The sequence below is a fragment of the Paraburkholderia sp. CHISQ3 genome (genome assembly GCF_030464945.1).
Taxonomy (GTDB): Bacteria; Pseudomonadota; Gammaproteobacteria; order Burkholderiales; family Burkholderiaceae; genus Paraburkholderia; species Paraburkholderia megapolitana.
Window position 1 is genome coordinate 238,566 of sequence record NZ_JALPRG010000003.1, and the last position, 17,636, is coordinate 256,201.

The 17,636-nt window shown below is 63.7% G+C and carries 10 protein-coding genes; 4 read left to right on the forward strand and 6 right to left on the reverse strand.

The window, feature by feature from the left end; all coding sequences use genetic code 11:
• Positions 1-38 precede the first annotated feature (38 nt).
• The 4 genes from M0D65_RS08190 to M0D65_RS08205 form a co-directional block, all read right to left on the reverse strand.
• Positions 39-755, reverse strand: a complete 717-nt coding sequence (locus M0D65_RS08190) for a hypothetical protein (protein ID WP_266252209.1) — start codon at positions 753-755, stop codon at positions 39-41.
• A gap of 400 nt (positions 756-1,155) precedes the next feature.
• The gene (locus M0D65_RS08195) at positions 1,156-2,043 is read right to left on the reverse strand and encodes a response regulator transcription factor (protein WP_266252210.1); all 888 of its coding nucleotides are present in this window, start codon (positions 2,041-2,043) and stop codon (positions 1,156-1,158) included.
• 551 nt (positions 2,044-2,594) lie between these two features.
• Positions 2,595-7,013 (reverse strand): DEAD/DEAH box helicase, encoded by a 4,419-nt coding sequence (locus tag M0D65_RS08200; protein WP_266252211.1) that lies wholly within the window; start codon positions 7,011-7,013, stop codon positions 2,595-2,597.
• A 49-nt stretch (positions 7,014-7,062) separates the two neighbouring features.
• Positions 7,063-7,197, reverse strand: coding sequence for an entericidin A/B family lipoprotein (locus M0D65_RS08205; protein ID WP_266252212.1), 135 nt, complete (start codon positions 7,195-7,197; stop codon positions 7,063-7,065).
• 209 nt (positions 7,198-7,406) lie between these two features.
• On the opposite strand from M0D65_RS08205, the gene M0D65_RS08210 reads away from it, so the two are divergent.
• Positions 7,407-9,446 (forward strand): M3 family metallopeptidase, encoded by a 2,040-nt coding sequence (locus tag M0D65_RS08210; RefSeq protein ID WP_266252213.1) that lies wholly within the window; start codon positions 7,407-7,409, stop codon positions 9,444-9,446.
• 86 nt (positions 9,447-9,532) lie between these two features.
• On the opposite strand, the gene M0D65_RS08215 is transcribed toward M0D65_RS08210, so the two are convergent.
• Positions 9,533-10,441 carry a LuxR family transcriptional regulator gene (locus M0D65_RS08215; protein WP_266252214.1) on the reverse strand — a complete coding sequence of 303 codons (909 nt, stop codon included), beginning with the start codon at positions 10,439-10,441 and terminating at the stop codon, positions 9,533-9,535.
• 297 nt (positions 10,442-10,738) lie between these two features.
• Between M0D65_RS08215 and M0D65_RS08220 the strand changes: the two genes are divergently transcribed.
• The 3 genes from M0D65_RS08220 to M0D65_RS08230 all read left to right on the forward strand — a co-directional run bounded on the left by M0D65_RS08220 (position 10,739) and on the right by M0D65_RS08230 (position 13,998).
• Positions 10,739-11,593 (forward strand): LuxR family transcriptional regulator, encoded by an 855-nt coding sequence (locus M0D65_RS08220; RefSeq protein ID WP_091006962.1) that lies wholly within the window; start codon positions 10,739-10,741, stop codon positions 11,591-11,593.
• Positions 11,594-12,246: 653 nt separating this feature from the next.
• The gene (locus tag M0D65_RS08225) at positions 12,247-13,137 is read left to right on the forward strand and encodes a LuxR family transcriptional regulator (protein WP_266252215.1); all 891 of its coding nucleotides are present in this window, start codon (positions 12,247-12,249) and stop codon (positions 13,135-13,137) included.
• Positions 13,138-13,200: 63 nt separating this feature from the next.
• Positions 13,201-13,998 carry a putative hydro-lyase gene (locus M0D65_RS08230; protein ID WP_266252216.1) on the forward strand — a complete coding sequence of 266 codons (798 nt, stop codon included), beginning with the start codon at positions 13,201-13,203 and terminating at the stop codon, positions 13,996-13,998.
• A gap of 105 nt (positions 13,999-14,103) precedes the next feature.
• Here M0D65_RS08230 and M0D65_RS08235 read toward each other — a convergent pair whose 3' ends face one another.
• On the reverse strand, positions 14,104-17,418 hold the full coding sequence (locus M0D65_RS08235; protein ID WP_266252217.1) for a hypothetical protein: 3,315 nt from the start codon (positions 17,416-17,418) through the stop codon (positions 14,104-14,106).
• Positions 17,419-17,636: the final 218 nt, after the last annotated feature.

The following is a 17,636-nucleotide window of genomic DNA, read 5'->3' on the forward strand; positions in this document are numbered from 1 at the left end:
CCGGATAGGCCCTTGCGGTTGGGCTATGCGACGGAGGATCAATAAGCGAACATGGTATTGGGCAGGGTATTGGCGGGGATTCGCGTGGCTACGTGCGCAAGGAGCGCACTCTTGTCGGGTCGATTGGCCGATTCAATCGCGATGTTAAGCATCGCTGCCATCACGACGTGATGTTCTTCGGGTAAGCCCACCACGATAGCTGCGACTCCGTCGATGGCCTGCTGCGCTTGCCCGTATACCCCAGGTAGCTTGATCTGCTTGATCAGCGCATGCAACGGTTCGATCTGCAATTCAGAGGGGTTCAGGCGCTGAGTGATATTGCAAAGGTCGTCGAAGGCGACCGCCTGATGGTCGTCGCTCAGCGAGCCGATTCGATCAGCAAATGCACTCACCAACCGTGCCTTGTATTTGGGGGGCAAAGAACCGTCTGGAAAAGTGAATGCGCTTGCCGCGTCCAGGAATGCCACGGACGGGTCTTTATCAGTTGCCGGCGATCCGATCTGGGAAACGCTCTGTTCCAGCGCCCGGCAGAATTCGTCCTGATGAGCAGCTTTGGCGGGAATGTCGGGCAGGCGTCTGATGAACACGGCCGTACCAAGCATTTCTTCCCGTGTCGCTACTTTCACGCGCTGCTCTACGTTCCGCTCCAGGGCATGCCGGAATACGTCCAGATGAGCGGCTCTGTTGGGGCCGTCGGGCAGGCCGTCGATGAACGCTGCCGTATCAAGCGCCTCTTCGCATGTCGCTACTTTCACGTGCTGCTCAATGGACCTCGTCAGATCCAGGATCGGGGATCTTGCGGGCGCTGTCGCGACCGGGTGCCTGATCCCTTGAGTCCGGTTAATAACCGGAAGAGAGCCCAGCGCCCCACGTGGCGCTAATGGGCGCGCGTTGGCAGATGCGGGTCCATTACCTTGTCCTTGTCTCCCAGTGCCGACCCGGACTTCACCATCGTGCGTATAGGTGGCCGGTGCAACCGGTCGCATTGATGGAGCGTTCGAGCGCGTCATGTCCAGATTCCCAGGAGTTAAGCAATATTTCTATCTGGACTCCATTATGCGAAGGGACATGAGGCGGTTACGCTAGCCAGCCGAACTAACGTACATTCGCACGAAGTGACAGCCGGCGGACCCGGGCGGACGGTAGAGCCGCGCGTTACGGACGCGCGTCGCACGCAGCGACGCTCGCCACCGGATGAATCTCCGCGTGCTGCACGACGACGCGCCGTGCGAGCGCTTCGACAGATTCGCGCAAACCTGCATTTGCATCGAGTGGCGCCACGATCGGTGTCTGCGCGTACGCGAGGCTCGGTGCAACCGCTGCGGCCACTTTCGCCACTTCGGCCGACGGCACATCGACCCGCTCGATCCGGTAACCGTGCGCGTACATCGTCCGTAGATGGACGCCATGCGCACCGTTCAGGTTGAGCTTTTTGCGCAGCTTGTAGATGTGCTGCTCGAGCGTGCGTCCGACGATATCTTCCGAACTGCTCCACACCGCACCGGCAATCTGCCGGCGGCTCACGTATTCACCGGGGCGTGAGAACAGCAGCCATGCAATCGCGAATTCGCGCGACGTGAGACGGATCGAATCGCCTTCGATCTGCACCGTGCATGAGCCGCGGTCGAGCCGGTAGGCGCCGCACTCGAGATCGTCGTCGCGAGGCGTACCGGGAGCAGTTTGAAAGCGTCGCAGCGCGAGATGCACACGCAACACGAGTTCGCGCGAGTCGATCGGCGCGAGCACGACGTCGTCGGCACCCGCGTCCAGCGTATCGGTGATGCTTGCGCGGTCGTGGACCGCGCCGACCACGATCAGCGGTGCGCGGCGGTCCGCGTAGCACGTGCGTCGTGCAAGGACGGGACGCAACGGGCTCACACCGGTTTCGGCATCGACGAGTATCGCAGTGAAGTCTTCCCGATAGACGGCACGCGCGAGCGCCACGTCGTCCGCGAACCGGCTGCATACCGCACCATCGGCCTCGAAACACCGGCAGATCAACCTGAACAGACTCGTGTTCCGGGTCATGACTGCAAGCTTCATTATTTTCCTCCGGGTGGTCCCTGTCGGATGCGGACCTTGACGCGAAGCGAACTGCGAACCTATGCCAGTTCGTTGCGAGTGATCCGACAGTAGAGCGCCAGATGTTTCAGGTATGTAACGGTTTGTTTCAGCGGACCTGGTTGTGCACACAACGGGAGTATGCGCAATCGCATAGGAACCGCCGGGGTTCGTGCGTAGTGGATCGTTGGCGCGGATTTGGGTGCGATTTCTCCGCGTCATGCGAATGCGGTAGTTTTCTCGAACCCTGCGAAACTTACGGTCAGTTCGACCGATAGAGATTGAAAGCCTTTGCCGGCGCGCGTCTTCGTTATTCCTTACAAGCGTGTAAGCACAATTTAAGTTTCGTTGTGCATTAGTTGTCGGACAGGCGAATATTTAATCGCGGTTACTCAGCACGCAACCTCAGCGCAACAACTTCGTGGCAAGTAACCGAGGCAAGTACTTGTGGTCGCAACCATCGGTGGGTCGGCGCGCGCCTCGACGCCGGTGCAATCGAGGCATGCGGCGCGCATAGCAATGCCTCCAATGCCTTAGTAATGTCGCGTCAACATCGTGCGCATCTCGCTCTTCGCTGCGCTGTCCGGATCGTGCAGCCAGATGAATTCGGCGCCGACCAAAGTCGCGACCGGCACGCCGTCGCAAAACAGTACGCGGTTGCCGGCGACGGCCGGTACCTTGTCGCCGGGCAGCATCGTGCCGAGCAGATTCAATGGATCGGTCGCGGCGACGCACACGTAGAGTCCGTCGTTCGCGTGATGGCGCATCTCGCGCAGCAGTGGGATCGCTTCGGGCAATGCAAACTGTTCGCCCGACGGCCCGTTGACGAAGCGGCCACCGCGTACCTGGCCGCGTGCTTCGAGCCGTTGCAACACACGCAGCAGATCGCGCCACGGCGGCAACCAGTCCGCTTCGCGTTCGAGTAGCCGCCAGAACACGACGCCGTAGCGGCGCAGCAGCGCCATCGCGATGTGTTCGAGCACGTCGGGCGCGATCCGCGGAGTGCGAGGGTTCGTCGTTGCCGCAGCGGTGGTTTCTGCTGTTGCGTCCGCGTTTGCGGTTGAGTCGGTCACGGGCCGTCGCAGCAGCGCCCAGCGTCCCGCGTCGTCCATTCCGCCAATCAGCGCGCCGACCCGGCCGCGCCGGCTGCCGTAGTACGCATTGCGTTTGGCCACCGGCTTGAGCAGCGCCCGCAGTCCCGCGAAGCTGTCCGAGTTCACGAGGCCGGCTGCGACGAGTTCGCCGAGCGCGTTTTCGAGTTCGATGCGCAGCCCGTGCACGTCGGCCAGCAGCTCGTCGAAGAACATCGCGCCATGTCGTGCCAGTGCATCGTGCACATGCTGCGCGCGCGGCGAGAGATCGGTGGGTTTCGACGGGTCGAGCAGTGCGCTCCACACGGTCACTTCGCGGCGTGGCAACAGCACGATCGGCGTGCTGCGCACCGGCCCGGCGGTCGCACGCGCGCGTTCGGTGAGCCGGGTCCAGACAATCTTGCCGGAGCGGCACAGTTCGTCGAGCGAGGTGATCGAATAGTCCTTCAGACGCGCGGGCAGGATGTCGTCTTCCCACGCGCCCGCCGCTGCCTGAAAGCCTTCGAGCTGGTCGAGTATCGCGGCGAGCGCGTCGCGGCCTTCGCCGCGTGTGGACGGGCTCACATGCTGCCATTCGAACAGGAAGCGCATGAAGTCGTGTCGTTCGACCGGTTCGATTTCGCGCCGCAGCCGCCGTACCGTGTAGCGATGAATGCGTGCCAGCAGATGGCGCTCGCACCATTCTTCTTCGCGTGTGCCGGGTGTGAAACGGCCGCGCATCACGTAGCCTTCCGATTCGAGCCGCGTCAGCGCGAGCGCGACCGCGGACGCGGGCAGTGCCAACGGTCGCGCGATCGCGGACACGGAGAGCGGACCGAAACCAGTGAGCCTTGCGCGTACGACGTCGACGATCGCATCGTCTTCGGTCCACGGGTCGGCGTAGCCTTTCGGCGGCTCGATAACGGGCTCGATGGGCGCGACCGGGTAGATCGCCCGCAGACACGCAAGGCGTTCGGCCGCGACCCAGAGCGTCTCCTGCTGCGCGATCTGCATGCGCGTGGCCCGGCCCGCTTTTGCCAGAGCGTCGAGCCATTTCGGCCAGCCGTCGTTGCGCTGCGCTTCGGCATCGGCATCGGCTTCTGCGTCTGTTATGCAGGCTAGACCGGTCAGTGCTTCGTGCATTTCGTCGGCATCGCGTGCTTGCGGCCATGCCTCGTCGCATACGCTTGCGATCGCATCGGCATCGAGTGCGCCGAGATCGTCGGTGCTTTCGGGATCGGTCCAGCGGCGGTTCAGGACCGCTTGCGTGCGGCGTTCCTCGATTGGCGCATCGTCGAGGAACGCATACGGTTTCGCGCTGAGAATCTCGGCGGCGAGCGGCGACGGAGCGGGCAATTCGCGTGTGACGAGCGCGACGTCACCGCGCTCGATGCGGCGCAGCAGACGCAACCAGCCGTCGGTATCCATCGCTTCGTGCAGGCAGTCGTCGACGGTTTGATCGACGAGCGGATGCACCGGCAACTCGCGCTCGCCGACGATGTTCTCGAGGCACGCCACCTGATCCGGAAACACCGTGGCAAGCAGATCTTCACTGCGCATACGTTGCAATTGCGGTGCGGTCTTGCGGCCACCGGTATAGCGTGGCAACGCGAGCGCGGTCGTGGCATTCCAGCGCCAGCGCACGCCGAAGAGCGGTGCGTCGAGCAGCGCCTGAATCAGGATGTGTTGCGCGGTATTCGAATGCAGATAGCGCCACACTTCGTCGAGGGCGAAGCTGTGACTGCCGGTCAGCGAGAGGATGATCGCGTCTTCGGTGGCCGCGGCCTGCAGTTCGAAGTTGAACGTGCGGCAAAAGCGCTTGCGCAGCGCGAGACCCCACGCGCGATTGAGCCGGCTGCCGAACGGCGCGTGAATGACAAGCTGTGTGCCGCCCGACTCGTCGAAGAAGCGCTCCATCACGAGCGTGTTCTGCGTCGGCAACACGGTGAGGGCGGCGCGGGCACGGGCGAGGTATTCGACGATCTGGCGGGCGGCGGGTTCGGACAGGCTTAGCTCGTCTGTGAGCCAGGCGATCGCGCGATTGAGGTTATTCGCTGCGCCCTCGTCTCCGTCGCTCCCGAGTAGCGTATCGATCTGCGCCCGCAACCGCGCAACGCCGAACGACAGTTCGTCGCTGCGCCCGGGTGCTTCACCGAGCCAGAACGGAATATTCGGCGGTTGTCCTTCCGCATCGATGACGCGCACCCGGCCGGTCTCGACGCGCAGGATCCGGTACGACGCGTTGCCGAGCTGGAACACGTCGCCGGCGAGACTTTCCACCGCGAAGTCTTCGTTGACCGTGCCGATGTTCACGCCCTGCGGTTCGAGCAGCACCGAGTAGTCGGCGTTCTCGGGTATCGTGCCGCCCGATGTCACGGCGACCAGCTTGCCGCCGCGTCGTCCACGCAGCGTGCCGTTCACGGCATCGCGATGCAGATAGGCGGCACGCGGCCCATGGCGGCTCGTATACCCTTCGGCGAGCATGCGCAGCACGGCATCGTACTGCTCGCGCGCGAGGTCCGCATACGGCGCGGCGTTGCGAATGAGATCGAACAGCGCATCCTCGCGCCACTCGTCATTCGATACTTCGGCGACGATCTGCTGGGCGAGCACGTCGAGCGGCGCGCGCGGAATCTGCAAGGCGTCGAGTTCGCCGCGTCGCACGCAATCGAGCAGCGCCGCACATTCGAGCAGATCGTCGCGCGAGTTAGGAAAGAGTCGTCCCTTCGGCATCCCGCCGACCTGGTGCCCCGAGCGCCCGACGCGTTGCAGAAACGGTGCGATGGCGCGCGGCGAACCAAGCTGGCAGACGAGATCGACGTCGCCGATATCGATGCCGAGTTCCAGCGAAGCCGTCGCGATCAACACGCGCAACTCGCCGCGTTTCAAACGTTGTTCTGCGTCGAAGCGCAGTTCTTTGGCGAGGCTGCCGTGATGGGCGGCCACCGCATCTTTGCCGAGACGTTCGGTCAGATACCGCGCGGCGCGCTCGGCCATGCGCCGCGTGTTGACGAAGACGAGCGTCGTGCGATGCTGCGCCACGAGTTCGGCGAGCCGGTCGTAGACGCGCTCCCATACCTCGTTGGCCATCACCGCTTCGAGCGGGACCGGCGGCAGTTCGAGTGCGAGATCGCGTTTGCGCGCATGACCGACGTCGACGATCGCGCAATCGGGCGTCGCGTCGCTGTCGAGACTCGCGCCGCCGACCAGAAACCGAGCTACGAGGCCGATCGGTTTTTGCGTGGCCGACAGGCCGATGCGCGGCAGGCGCCGGCCGCACAGCGCATCGAGCCGTTCGAGACTGAGCGCGAGATGGCTACCGCGTTTGGTGCCCGCAATCGCGTGGATTTCATCGACGATCACCGTGCGCGTGCTCGCGAGCATACGACGCCCCGACGCGGAACCGAGCAGCACGTAGAGCGATTCGGGCGTCGTCACGAGGATGTGCGGTGCGCGTTTGCGCAGCGCGGTGCGCTCCTGCTGCGATGTGTCGCCGGTGCGCACGGCGGTACGGATGTCGAGCGCAGGTAGCCCGCGTTGCGCGAGTTCGTTGGCGATGCCTTCGAGTGGCATCTGCAGATTCAAACGGATGTCGTTCGACAGCGCCTTGAGTGGCGACACATACACCACCAGCGTTTCGTCGGGCAGCGTGCCGCCGTGCGCGAGACCGTCGCGGACCAGCTCGTCGAGCGCCGACAGAAACGCGGTCAACGTCTTGCCGGAACCGGTCGGTGCTGCGACCAGCGTCGAGCGGCCGCTGCGGATCGACGGCCACGCCGCGACCTGCGCATCGGTCGGCGCCGCGAACGTCTTCAGAAACCAGCCGGCGACCGCCGGATGAAAATCGGCGAGTACGCTGGCTGGGGGCAGCGCGGAAGTCATGGGTCGGTCCTACTTGAAACAGTACTGCGGGGCATGCGGGTCAGGTCGGTTACTTGGCCTTGTCCGCCGCGTTGGAAATGGCCTGGCCGCCGCTGGAGAGATCCTGCCCGGCACCGGCAATCGTGTTGCAGGCCGCGAGGCCGGCGCTCAGAACGAGAAGAATGGCGATCATCGTGCGCGTCATGATTTTTCTCCGATTAGGTGTGGTTAGGTGCAGCTAGGTGCAGCTAGGTGCAGCTAGGTGCAGGTAAAGGCACCGGATCACATTTTATGGCCGATCTGCTCAACCTGGGTAAAGCACCATCGACCCAGCTACATCGCTGCCAGTGTGCGTGACCGCCGTGCCTTATCATGTGCGTTCCCTCCACCCTGACGCCCACAAGGCAGATCGAGATGACCGAGCACAGCAACCCGCTGTTACAGGACTGGCAAACGCCTTACCAGTTGCCGCCGTTCGCGCAGATCAAGCCCGAACATTTTGCCCCGGCTTTTGCCACATTGTTCGCCGAACATCTGGCTGAGATCGATGCGCTGGCTGCGCAGCCGGATGCGCCTACGTTCGAGAACACCGTGGCTGCGTTCGACGCCGCGGGTGCGCGACTCGAGCTCATCAGTCTTGTTTTCATGAACCTCTGCTGGTCCGATTCGCCGCCCGCGTTGCAGGCGGTGGAGCGCGAAATGGCGCCACTGCTGGCCGCGCACGAGAGCAAGGTTGCGATGCATGCGGCGTTCTTTGCAAGACTCGATGCGGTTCACGACCAGGCAGAGCAGCTCGAACTGAACGAAGAGCAGCAGCGCCTGCTGCAACGTTTGCATACCGATTTCGTGCGCACCGGAGCCACACTGCAAGGCGCGCCACGCGCACGTTTTGCGGTCGTTGCGGAGCGACTCGCCGATCTCTACACACAGTTCGCGCAGAACGTGCTGGCCGACGAATCGAGCTACCAGTTACCGCTGAAAACCGAAGCCGATCTGGCAGGTCTACCCGATTTTCTGCGCGCGGCCGCGCGCAACGCCGCTCAGGAACGCGGTGTGGATGGCTACTTGATTACGTTGTCGCGCTCGCTGGTCGTGCCGTTTCTCACACGCTCGACGCGCCGCGATCTGCGCGAGACCGCGTGGCGCGCATGGACGAGCCGCGGCGAAACGGCGGGGCGCGACAACCGGCCGCTCGCCCGCGAAATCCTGATGTTGCGTCAGGAGCAGGCGCGCCTGCTCGGCTACGACAGCTTTGCCGATTACGCGCTCGCCGACCGCATGGCAGGCAAGCCCGCAGCCGTGTACGACCTGCTCAGCCAGGTATGGGAGCCCGCGAAGGCGAGCGCCGAACAGGAGCGGCAGGCGCTGGTTGCACAAGCCGCGGCACTGGGCGAGCCGACCGATATCGAACCGTGGGACTGGTATTTTCTCGCCGAAAAAGTGCGCGTTGCGCGCTACGCGCTCGACGACGCAGAAGTAAAACCGTACTTCAGTCTGGAAGCGATGATCGGTGCGATGTTCGATTGCGCGAACCGTTTGTTCGGCGTGCATTTCGTCGAGCAGACTGGCGTCCCGCTGTATCACCCGGATGTGCGTCTGTGGGAAGTGCATCGCGGCGACGAGCAGGTGGGCGTGTTCCTCGCCGATAACTTTGCGCGACCGAACAAGAAGGGCGGCGCGTGGATGAGCGTCTATCGCAAGCAGAAGCGCAACGGCGGCACGGCGACACCTATCGTGGTGAACAACAACAACTTCGCGCGCGGCGGCGACGGTCCGACGCTGCTCAGCTTCGACGACGTGCGCACGTTGTTCCACGAATTCGGCCACGGCCTGCATGGGCTGTTGTCCAGCGTGAGCTACAGCCGTCTGTCAGGCACCTGGGTGCCGCGAGACTATGTGGAGCTGCCGTCGCAATTGATGGAGAACTGGGCCACGGTGCCCGACGTACTGGCGAGGCATGCACGCCACGTGACGACGGGCGAGCCGATTCCCGCCGCGTTGATCGAGCGCATTCGCGCATCGCAAACCTTCAATCTGGGCTTCGACACGGTTGCCTACACGTCGTCGGCGCTGATCGACATGGCGCTGCATGCGCACGACGATCCAGCTGCGCTCGACATCGCGAGTTTCGAGGCGCAGGAACGCGAGCGTCTGCAAGTGCCGCGCGAAGTGGGTCTGCGTCATCGCCTGCCGCACTTCAGTCATATTTTTAGCGGCGACAGTTACGCAGCCGGCTACTACGTCTACATGTGGGCGGAAGTGCTCGAGGCAGAGGCGTTCGATGCGTTCGAGGAAGCCGGCGACGCATTCGATCCGGTACTCGCCGACAAACTGCAACGCTATATCTACAGCGCCGGCGACAGTCGCGAACAGCGTGCCGCATTCCGCGCGTTTCGCGGCCGCGATCCGCAAGCGGCGCCGATGTTGCGCAAACGTGGTTTGCCGGCGGGCTGATGATGGTGTGCAACGCCGGTTGCGCAATGCGCCGGCGCCAGAAGAGAAGTGGGGCACGCCGCATGTGCGTGCCCCAGGCCCAGACGTCAGATCAGTTCGAGCTTCGAAGTCAGATAGGTCAATTCGATCCGGTTCGACACGCCGAACCGCTTGCGCAGTTTGCGCAGGTGATAGTCGACGTTGTGCGGGCTCGTGTCGAGCCGCTTGCCGATTTCCTTGTCGGACGCACCCTCGGCGATGCCGGTCAGCAGTCTCTGCTCGAACGCGGTGAGGCCGTTGACCGAATGCTCGCGCGCGGTGGCAATCAGTTTCGGCGAGCTGAATTTGTGCACCGACAGTCCGATCGATAACGCCTGTTCGATCGTGGTCGGTGTGATCCAGTCGCGGTTCAGGCGCGGCGCCGTAAAGCTCATGAAAGCATGCAGGCGCGTGCCCGGAATCCCCATCGAATACATGATGCCGCTGCACATGCCGTCGCTGCGCATGGTTTGCAGAAAGTCGTCGAGCGCTTCGCGGTCGGCGGCCGACACCGTATCGCGGTCGCCATGCTGTTGCCGCAATTTGCGCAGGTCCCACACCATCGGCACATTGCACATGCGAGCGCCGAACGTGCGCGGGTCGACGTCGAAGTAACGGCGCTCGACGTACTCACCGCGATAATTGGCGGGCGCGAACGTATCGTGCACGAAGAGACGTTGCACACACTCATGCGTGTACTCGAGCGCGAAGTAGGCGAACGTCGAGAAACCAGTCAGACGCACGAGACTCGCCACGATGCGCGCACGTTCCGCTTCGCTCTGCGCGCTTGCTAGCATCTCGGCGACGCCGAGCCGCGGAGCGTCTTTCTGTTCGATGAAAACCTGTTTCGCGTCGTTGAAGCGCACGACAGGAATCTGGCGCGTATGCGTCACGTCGTCGTGCACAGAAAACGTATCCGACGTGTCGTCGAATATTTGATCAGCAGGCGGGCTTTCGCACAAAGCGAAGTCGGGCATGGAGATGGTCCTTGACTCAACATCGCAGGATTTCGCGCGGACGGACGATGGCAGCGGGGTGTTGAACCGGGCCCTCACGCGCGAATACGCAACGACAAAAAAGATGCAATTGGAGAAATTGCGAAGAAACATTCGAGCGGTTGGCGGTGTACATATCGCGGATCGCTCAAGTAACATATCGTAATATCAAAACGTGAGCCGATTCAAGCGGACTCGCGAAGAAAAAAAAAAACACACTAATCGACCAGAGCATATCGGGGCTCTAAAAGAATCGCCTGGCAGAACAAAGGACCCCTGATGACCCTGTGTGAAGGCACGCCTGTACTCGACTGGTTTTCGCACACCGATGTGCTCGCACATCGCGTCCGACCCCCATCCCACGTTTTGGACGAAGCCGTGCCGGCACGCGGGGATGCTGCTGTTCTTACCGCATGGCGCGACAACGTCGGCAAATCCGACCTGTTCGAGTTCGACCTCGACGAATGCCGCGCGCAGATGCGGCGCGCGGGCTTCAGTACGCTCAACTACGGCGCGTACGAAATGATTGGCCAGCGTCTGCTGCACGCGCATCTGCTGCGCGATCTCGTGCCGGTGTCGTCGGTCCAGCCATACTTCGAAGGCGGGTGGCACGAAGCCGATCCGCGCTTCGCGAGTGTGCTGCAAAGCGGTTTTCCGGTGGCGTGGCGACTCGACTGCATCGAGGAGGAGGCACAGCGAAGCGGAGATCGCCGCACGCGTGCGCTTGCCGCATCGTTGCGCGCGCATGCAATGAATAGCGGCGTGATCTTCAGCCTGTCGGCCCCGCAGCTCGAACTGCGCGTCGGCGTCGGGCTCACGTCGGAGATGCACGACTCCGACTGGATCGACGACCGCGTGACGGGCGCGGCGCTTGCGGTAAGCCTGAGCGTGCATCGTTTCGTACAACCGTTTCTCGAGGCACGCGTGCGCGCGCGTCGCGCGATCACGCTCGAACACGAACAGGAGGCAGTCCTCGAAAGGTTGGTGCAAGGTTTGTCCGACCAGGAGATTGCCGATGCGTTGAACCTGTCGTTGCACAAGGTCAGTTATCACATCCACAGACTCGAACGAACGTTTAACGTGCACAACCGCGCGCAGCTTGCTTATCTGGCTGCGCGACGCGTGCGCGCATGAAGCTTTGCGCGGTGCCAGGTCATGCAGTGTGTTTCGTAGTCGATCGCGCGGTTGCCCCGCAAAGCACATGAATCGCTACGAGGCATCTGCGTTGCTCCGATGTAAGGCGCCGCTACACTCGATCGCATTTGTATGACCCGCCATGCTCGTTTCATTGCGCACGCGCGGTCGTGGAGTGTTTGCGCTTCGTCGTCGGGTGGTGCTAAACGGTTGCGAGCGCAAACATATTGCATGAGATCGGAGTAGATGCTAAAGCACTCGCCGATATCGCGTACATCTTGCATGAGATGGGAGTAAGTGACGTGACGTTCGCTCCTGTCTACAGCTAAAGCGTTAACTCAGTTCGACAGTTTTTCGTGAGACCCGGGTAAGCACTAAAGCGCTAACCCGGGCCTCGCGCTTTGCATGAGGATCAAGCACGTTTTTGAAACGCTAACGCGCGGCGACGTCTCTACATGGAAGGGGGCAAATAGCCGCAAGCGGTCGTGCGCGCGTTCAGTACGAATCACGTGCGCCGCGCCGTTAAGAAAAACTTGACACCTGTGCGCGCAATAACTTGCTGGCGCGCTGCCTGTTGCGGACATAACCTGAAAACGCCCCAACTGCAAATGGCTACCAACGGAGTGTCTGCGATGTACGCGATGAATTCTGCAATGCGAACGGCAGTCATGTGCGCGAGCCGCGATGGCGACGAGCCGCGGTTGCCCGAGCCCGAACCTGCGCAACTGGACGTTCGTCATTTCGACGACGGTGATCGGGATACGCGCGGAGACACCCGCGGCGATCGAAATGACATCGGCGCTGACGGCCAGATGCATCTGGCCGGCGACCTCGCATCCGCGCGCAACGCCGACGAGCGCGCGCGGCTCGTGCGGGGCATGCTGAGCCTCGTCGGTTTCAGCGAGCTTGCGTATGTGACGGTGAGGCGCGATGCGCGCGGTGAAATCGACCGGTTGTTTTTTGCGAACGGTTATCGTTCAGCGCATCTCGGACCCGCCTGGTTCGAGGCCGGATTTCATCGTCGCGACGTCCGGCTAAAAGCTGCGCTTGCAAGCAACGCGCCGTTCGTATGGGACCTGCACTCGATCACGGATGCGTGGCGGCAGGCGGGCTCGCCGTCATCGTTTCGTCCGGCATTCGACGCACTGCGCGACTGCGGTGCGTGCTGCGGATTGATGTTCGGCATCCAGGTACCGCAGACTCCGCTGCGCGCGATCGTCAGCTTCGCGTCGCCGTCCATGTACGCGGACTGGATCACGGATGGCGTGATCTCGCAGGCGCTCGTGCTCGGTCTGTCGGTGCATCAGCGTTGCTCGGCGACGGTACGCGCGCTCGATCGCGGCAATGCCGTGCAGGATCTGTCCGACGTGCAGAGACGGATTCTCGGTTTTCTGGCGGCCGGTCTGTCCGACAAGGAAATCGCGCTGCGCATGCAGACTACGTCGCACAACGTCGACTATCACCTGCGCCGCCTCAGGCAGAAATGCAATGTCAGCAGCCGGACCCAGCTCGCGTTTCTTGCAGGACAGTTGCTGGCGTCGTGACGTTTGGTCCGATGGCGGCCATCAACGCATCGCACCTGCAATAACATTCCCGGAGACGCTCCGATGTCACACGAGTCTCACGAGCTATACGAGTCGCAAGACTTTCGCCAGCGCGTCCGCAACCAGACCTTCAGCGGCCCGACCGCCGGCCATTGCGGCGGTTACGCGCAAGCCAACCTCGCGATCGTGCCCGCGGAATTCGCCGGCGACTTCCTGCGTTTCTGTGTGAGCAATCCGCGCGCGTGTCCGCTACTCGGTGTGAGCGAAGCGGGGCAATGGAACATTCCCGCGCTCGGCCACGATCTCGACGTGCGCACCGACGTGCCAGGCTACAACGTCTATCGTCACGGCGAACTGTGCGAGCAGCCGCGCGATCTGCTCGAACTATGGCGCGACGATCTCGTCACGTTTGCGATCGGCTGTTCGTTCTCGTTCGAGCAGATGCTCGCGCAGGAGCACATTCCGTTGCGGCATGTCGACGAAGGCGTCAACGTACCGATGTACCGCACGTCGATCGACAACCAGCGGGCGGGACGCTTCGGCGGCAAGCTCGTCGTGTCGATGCGACCGATGAGCGGCGCGCATGCGGTGCGCGCCGTACAGATCACGAGTCGCTTCCCGGCGGTACATGGCGCGCCGATCCATATCGGCAGTCCCGCGGCGCTCGGCATCCGCAATCTGTCGCGGCCCGACTACGGCGACGCCGTGTCGATCCACGAGCATGAGGTGCCGGTGTTCTGGGCCTGCGGCGTGACGCCGCAAAGCGCGCTGGAAAGCGCGAAGCTGCCGTTCGCGATCGCGCATCGGCCCGGGCATATGCTGATGACCGACATTCCGAATGCGTCGCTGGCAGCGTTGTGAACGCGCGGTGAACGAGCGGATCGCGACGAAGACGCCTGATTCAGGCACGTTCTCATTTCGATCCGTACGCGGCGCACTGTGGCGTCGACATAACCCACACCACCATCACGTCAACTGGATCGGCGGCATCACACCGTATTGCAGCAACGCATTGTCGAACGATTGCGCGAGCTGCTGCATCGGCACGTGTTCCCAGTCGTCGCCGAGCGACTTGAGCGCGCTCGCAATCGCGTCGGCCTGCTTCGGCGTGAGCGAGTTTAGCCACGAAACCATCTGCTGCTGCGACTGGTGCCCGTTCTTGAAGTACGCACCGAGGAACGGCCCTGCGCTCGGCGGCTGACCTCCCACCGAAGTTGCGTGCTTTGCGAGCTGTGCGGCGACGTCGCCGTGCACGCCCATCGCTTCGAGCAGTTGCTGGTCGTTGCCGTCGTAGGCGTGCGAATGCGAGTACGCGGTTGCCGCGGTGTAGATCGCCGCGCCTGCAAGCACGAGCACCGCACCGATGCCGGTCCAGCCGGCCGCGTCGAGTCCGAGCACGGTCGCACCCGCGGGCAGCTCGGACGCATCGATACCGGGTCCCGTCAGCAGCGATGCGTAGCCGAGCGCGTTCAACGTGTTGCCCACGCCCTGCCATGTTTCGCCGCTTGCAAACTCCTGACCGGCCTCGACCGCGCCGAGGATCATCGATGCCAGGTCGGAAGTGTCCTGCATGCCCAGATGCACGGCGATTTTCAGCGGCGAACTGACCGCCTTCGATAGACCGAGTTCGTCGATCTGCGACTCGATCTGCTCGTAGCCGCGCGCGAGCGTCGTTGTACCGGAACCGGGGCGGATCGACGACAGCATATCGTCGGGAATCGTCGCCGACATCGCGTACGAGATGCCCGCGAGATCCTGGCGAATCCCCGACGCGCCGTTCGTCAGCAGCGACGACAGACCGCCGTCGGCGGCTTCGCCAAGCGAGTAGGTCGCGTTCTGGAAATACAGCACCGCGCCGAGCGACTTGTTCGCGCGGCTCCAGATCTTGCTCGCGAGCTTCGCGCCGCCCGGTGTCAGCACGGCATCGGCACCGCCGCTCTTCAGACTGGCGATCATCTTCTTGCCGATCTGATCGACGACCTTGCGCATCGATCGTTGCAGCCACAACGTGTTGGTCGACGGTTGCGACGGCGCATCGGTACCTGGCTTGCCGGCGCCCGCGAGGGTCGGCAACGCGCTGACTCCCTTCGTGACGTTTGCCGTATTGGCCACCGACCAGTTGTACTGGCCGGGCGTGAAGGACGTCGGGGCATCGACGTCGAACCCCGTCACGCCGTGCAGTTCGCTGCCGTATTCGGCGACGGCCATGCGCACGCTGTCGGTGGTTTCCTGCATCTGCGCGATCTGGTCGCCGTCCTTGTCGAGCGTGCGCGCCTTGTCCGGGTTGTCCGCGAGCAGTTGCTGGACCAGCTTCTGTTGTTGTGCGGCCGAACTGTCGCCGCCCCAGTCGCTGAGCGGCACGGTGAGGAACGCGGCGTCCTGTGCGGTCTGGTCGTCGAGCTGTTTAACCGACGAGGCGAGCGTGTCGAGGCCGAGACGCACACCGTCGAGCGCCGCGCTCGCGTACGGCTCGTTCAGGTAGCGATGCGCGGCGGACGCGACTGCGAGCGCGAGCGACACATTCCCCTGGCCCGCGGCATCGGCGAACACCTGGCGTGCGAGCGGGATGTCCTGGAACACGTCGAGACCGCTGTCGGGCGGCACACCGTCCGCTTCGCTGACGAAATACGTCGCGATGCGATCCACCGCCTGCTTGCCGAGCCCCGCCTGGCCCTGGTCGCTTTCGGTCGCATGCTGGCACGCGGCGCTCAGATAGCCGATCACCTGGCCCGGCGTCGCACCGGTGCCGCTGTAGCTCGAGATGTCGTGCAACACCTTCTGCACGAGTTGCTGGATGCGCGGGTCCGCCATGATCTGCGCGACCTGGGCGGGACTGGCCGTCTGCGGATCGGTTGCAGTAGAGAGCGCCTGCATCGCGGCAAGCGATCCGCCGTGCTGATACGCGTTCAGCACGCTGTTCACCGGACGGTCGATCAGCACGGCCTTGCGCGCATCGCCGATGCCGGCCTGGATCGCCGCCGCGAAGTGCGGGTCGCCGCCCGCGTAGGTCAGGTAGACGCTGCCGCGCGCGGTGATGTCGCCGAGCGCGGTCGAGCCCTGGTCGGAGCCGACGGTCGCTTCGATCTGCTGCGCGGCAAGCGAGCGCACTTTGGCCCAGTTGCCGGCGGCCGCTGCGGCATCGATTGCGCCCAGCTGGGTCGGTGTGCGGCCCTGTGTCTGGAGTGTGGCTTTGTACATCGCGACGGCATCGTCGACCGCGTGCTGGAACGTCGCATCACCGGGCGCGCGGGCGCGGATCGTGGCGGCGAGCGCATCGGCAGCGGGCACCGACTGCTTCGTGCCCGCGTAATCGAGCTCCTGGTAGACCGTCGCCGACAAGGTCGCGATGCTCGACGAGCGCTGCGCGGTGGGCGCTTTTTCCGCGGCGGCGAGTTCGGTGCGTTCCTGTCCGAGCAGCGCGAGCCGGGTCGGATCGAGCACCGTCACCGACGTACCGATCGGCAGACTGTAGACGTCGTTCACCGGATTGCCCGCACGTGTGCCGAACGGCAACCGGTCGAGCGACGGCGTCGCGGAGAGATTCGCATTCAGCAGCGGCGTGTCGTTGGCGAGGCCCGGCTGCGCGAACACCTGCTGGTGCGCGAGCACGTCGTACGCGGATGAACCAGGCGCGAGCGGCGTCAGCGAAATGCCCAGTTCGCCCGCACCGGGCGCGAACACACCGATCGCGCCGGACGGCATGGTGTTCGTGTCAGACGCGCTCGATGTGTCGGTTGCAGGCAACGGCGGAAGTGCACCTGGCACTTCGGCAATCGGCACACCGCTCGACCACAGATCGTTGCCGCCCTGTGGTTTGCCCGACGGGTACACGACCAGATTGCCGTCGTTCTGCACCGACAGCCACGCACCCGTATTGCCCGAGGTGCTGCTCGACCAGACCGCGTCGCCGGTGGTCTTGCCATCGGGCGTCGTGTTCGGTGTGCCGCGATACAGCACGAGGTTGCCGTCCTTCTGCATCACCGCGCAGGTCGCCCCCGAGCCGTTGGTATGGCTCGCCCATACGACGACGTTGTTGCTCAGATCGATTTCGACGAGGTTGCCGTCTCTCTGCATCGACAGTTGGAAACGGCCGTTTGCCGAGCGCACGCTTTGTCCCGCGGCGAGGCGCGCGCCGGCGGCGAGTTGCCCCGGTGTCGGTGCGGCTGCGGGAGCGCTGCTGGGGGAGGCCGCAGGATGTGCCGCGGGCGTGGTCGCGGCTGGTTGCACAGGCATCTGAAGGCCGGCAGTTGCGCCGACACCGCCGTCGATACGAAAGATCATGACGCTCCGGATTCGGTAGTGGGATCGCAGCGAGCGTCGCGGCCGGCGATGACAGCGCGATGTCATCGCGGGACGCGCTACGGGATGTAGTAGCCGGGCAAGGCCGACAGTGGCGAAAGCTACGCACCCGGGCGGCGTGTGCCGCCCGCCGCGTTCGTATGAACGCATGCACGACGCTCGTCTGCGGGCCCATGCTGTCGAAATCCGTAGCGTTTCGG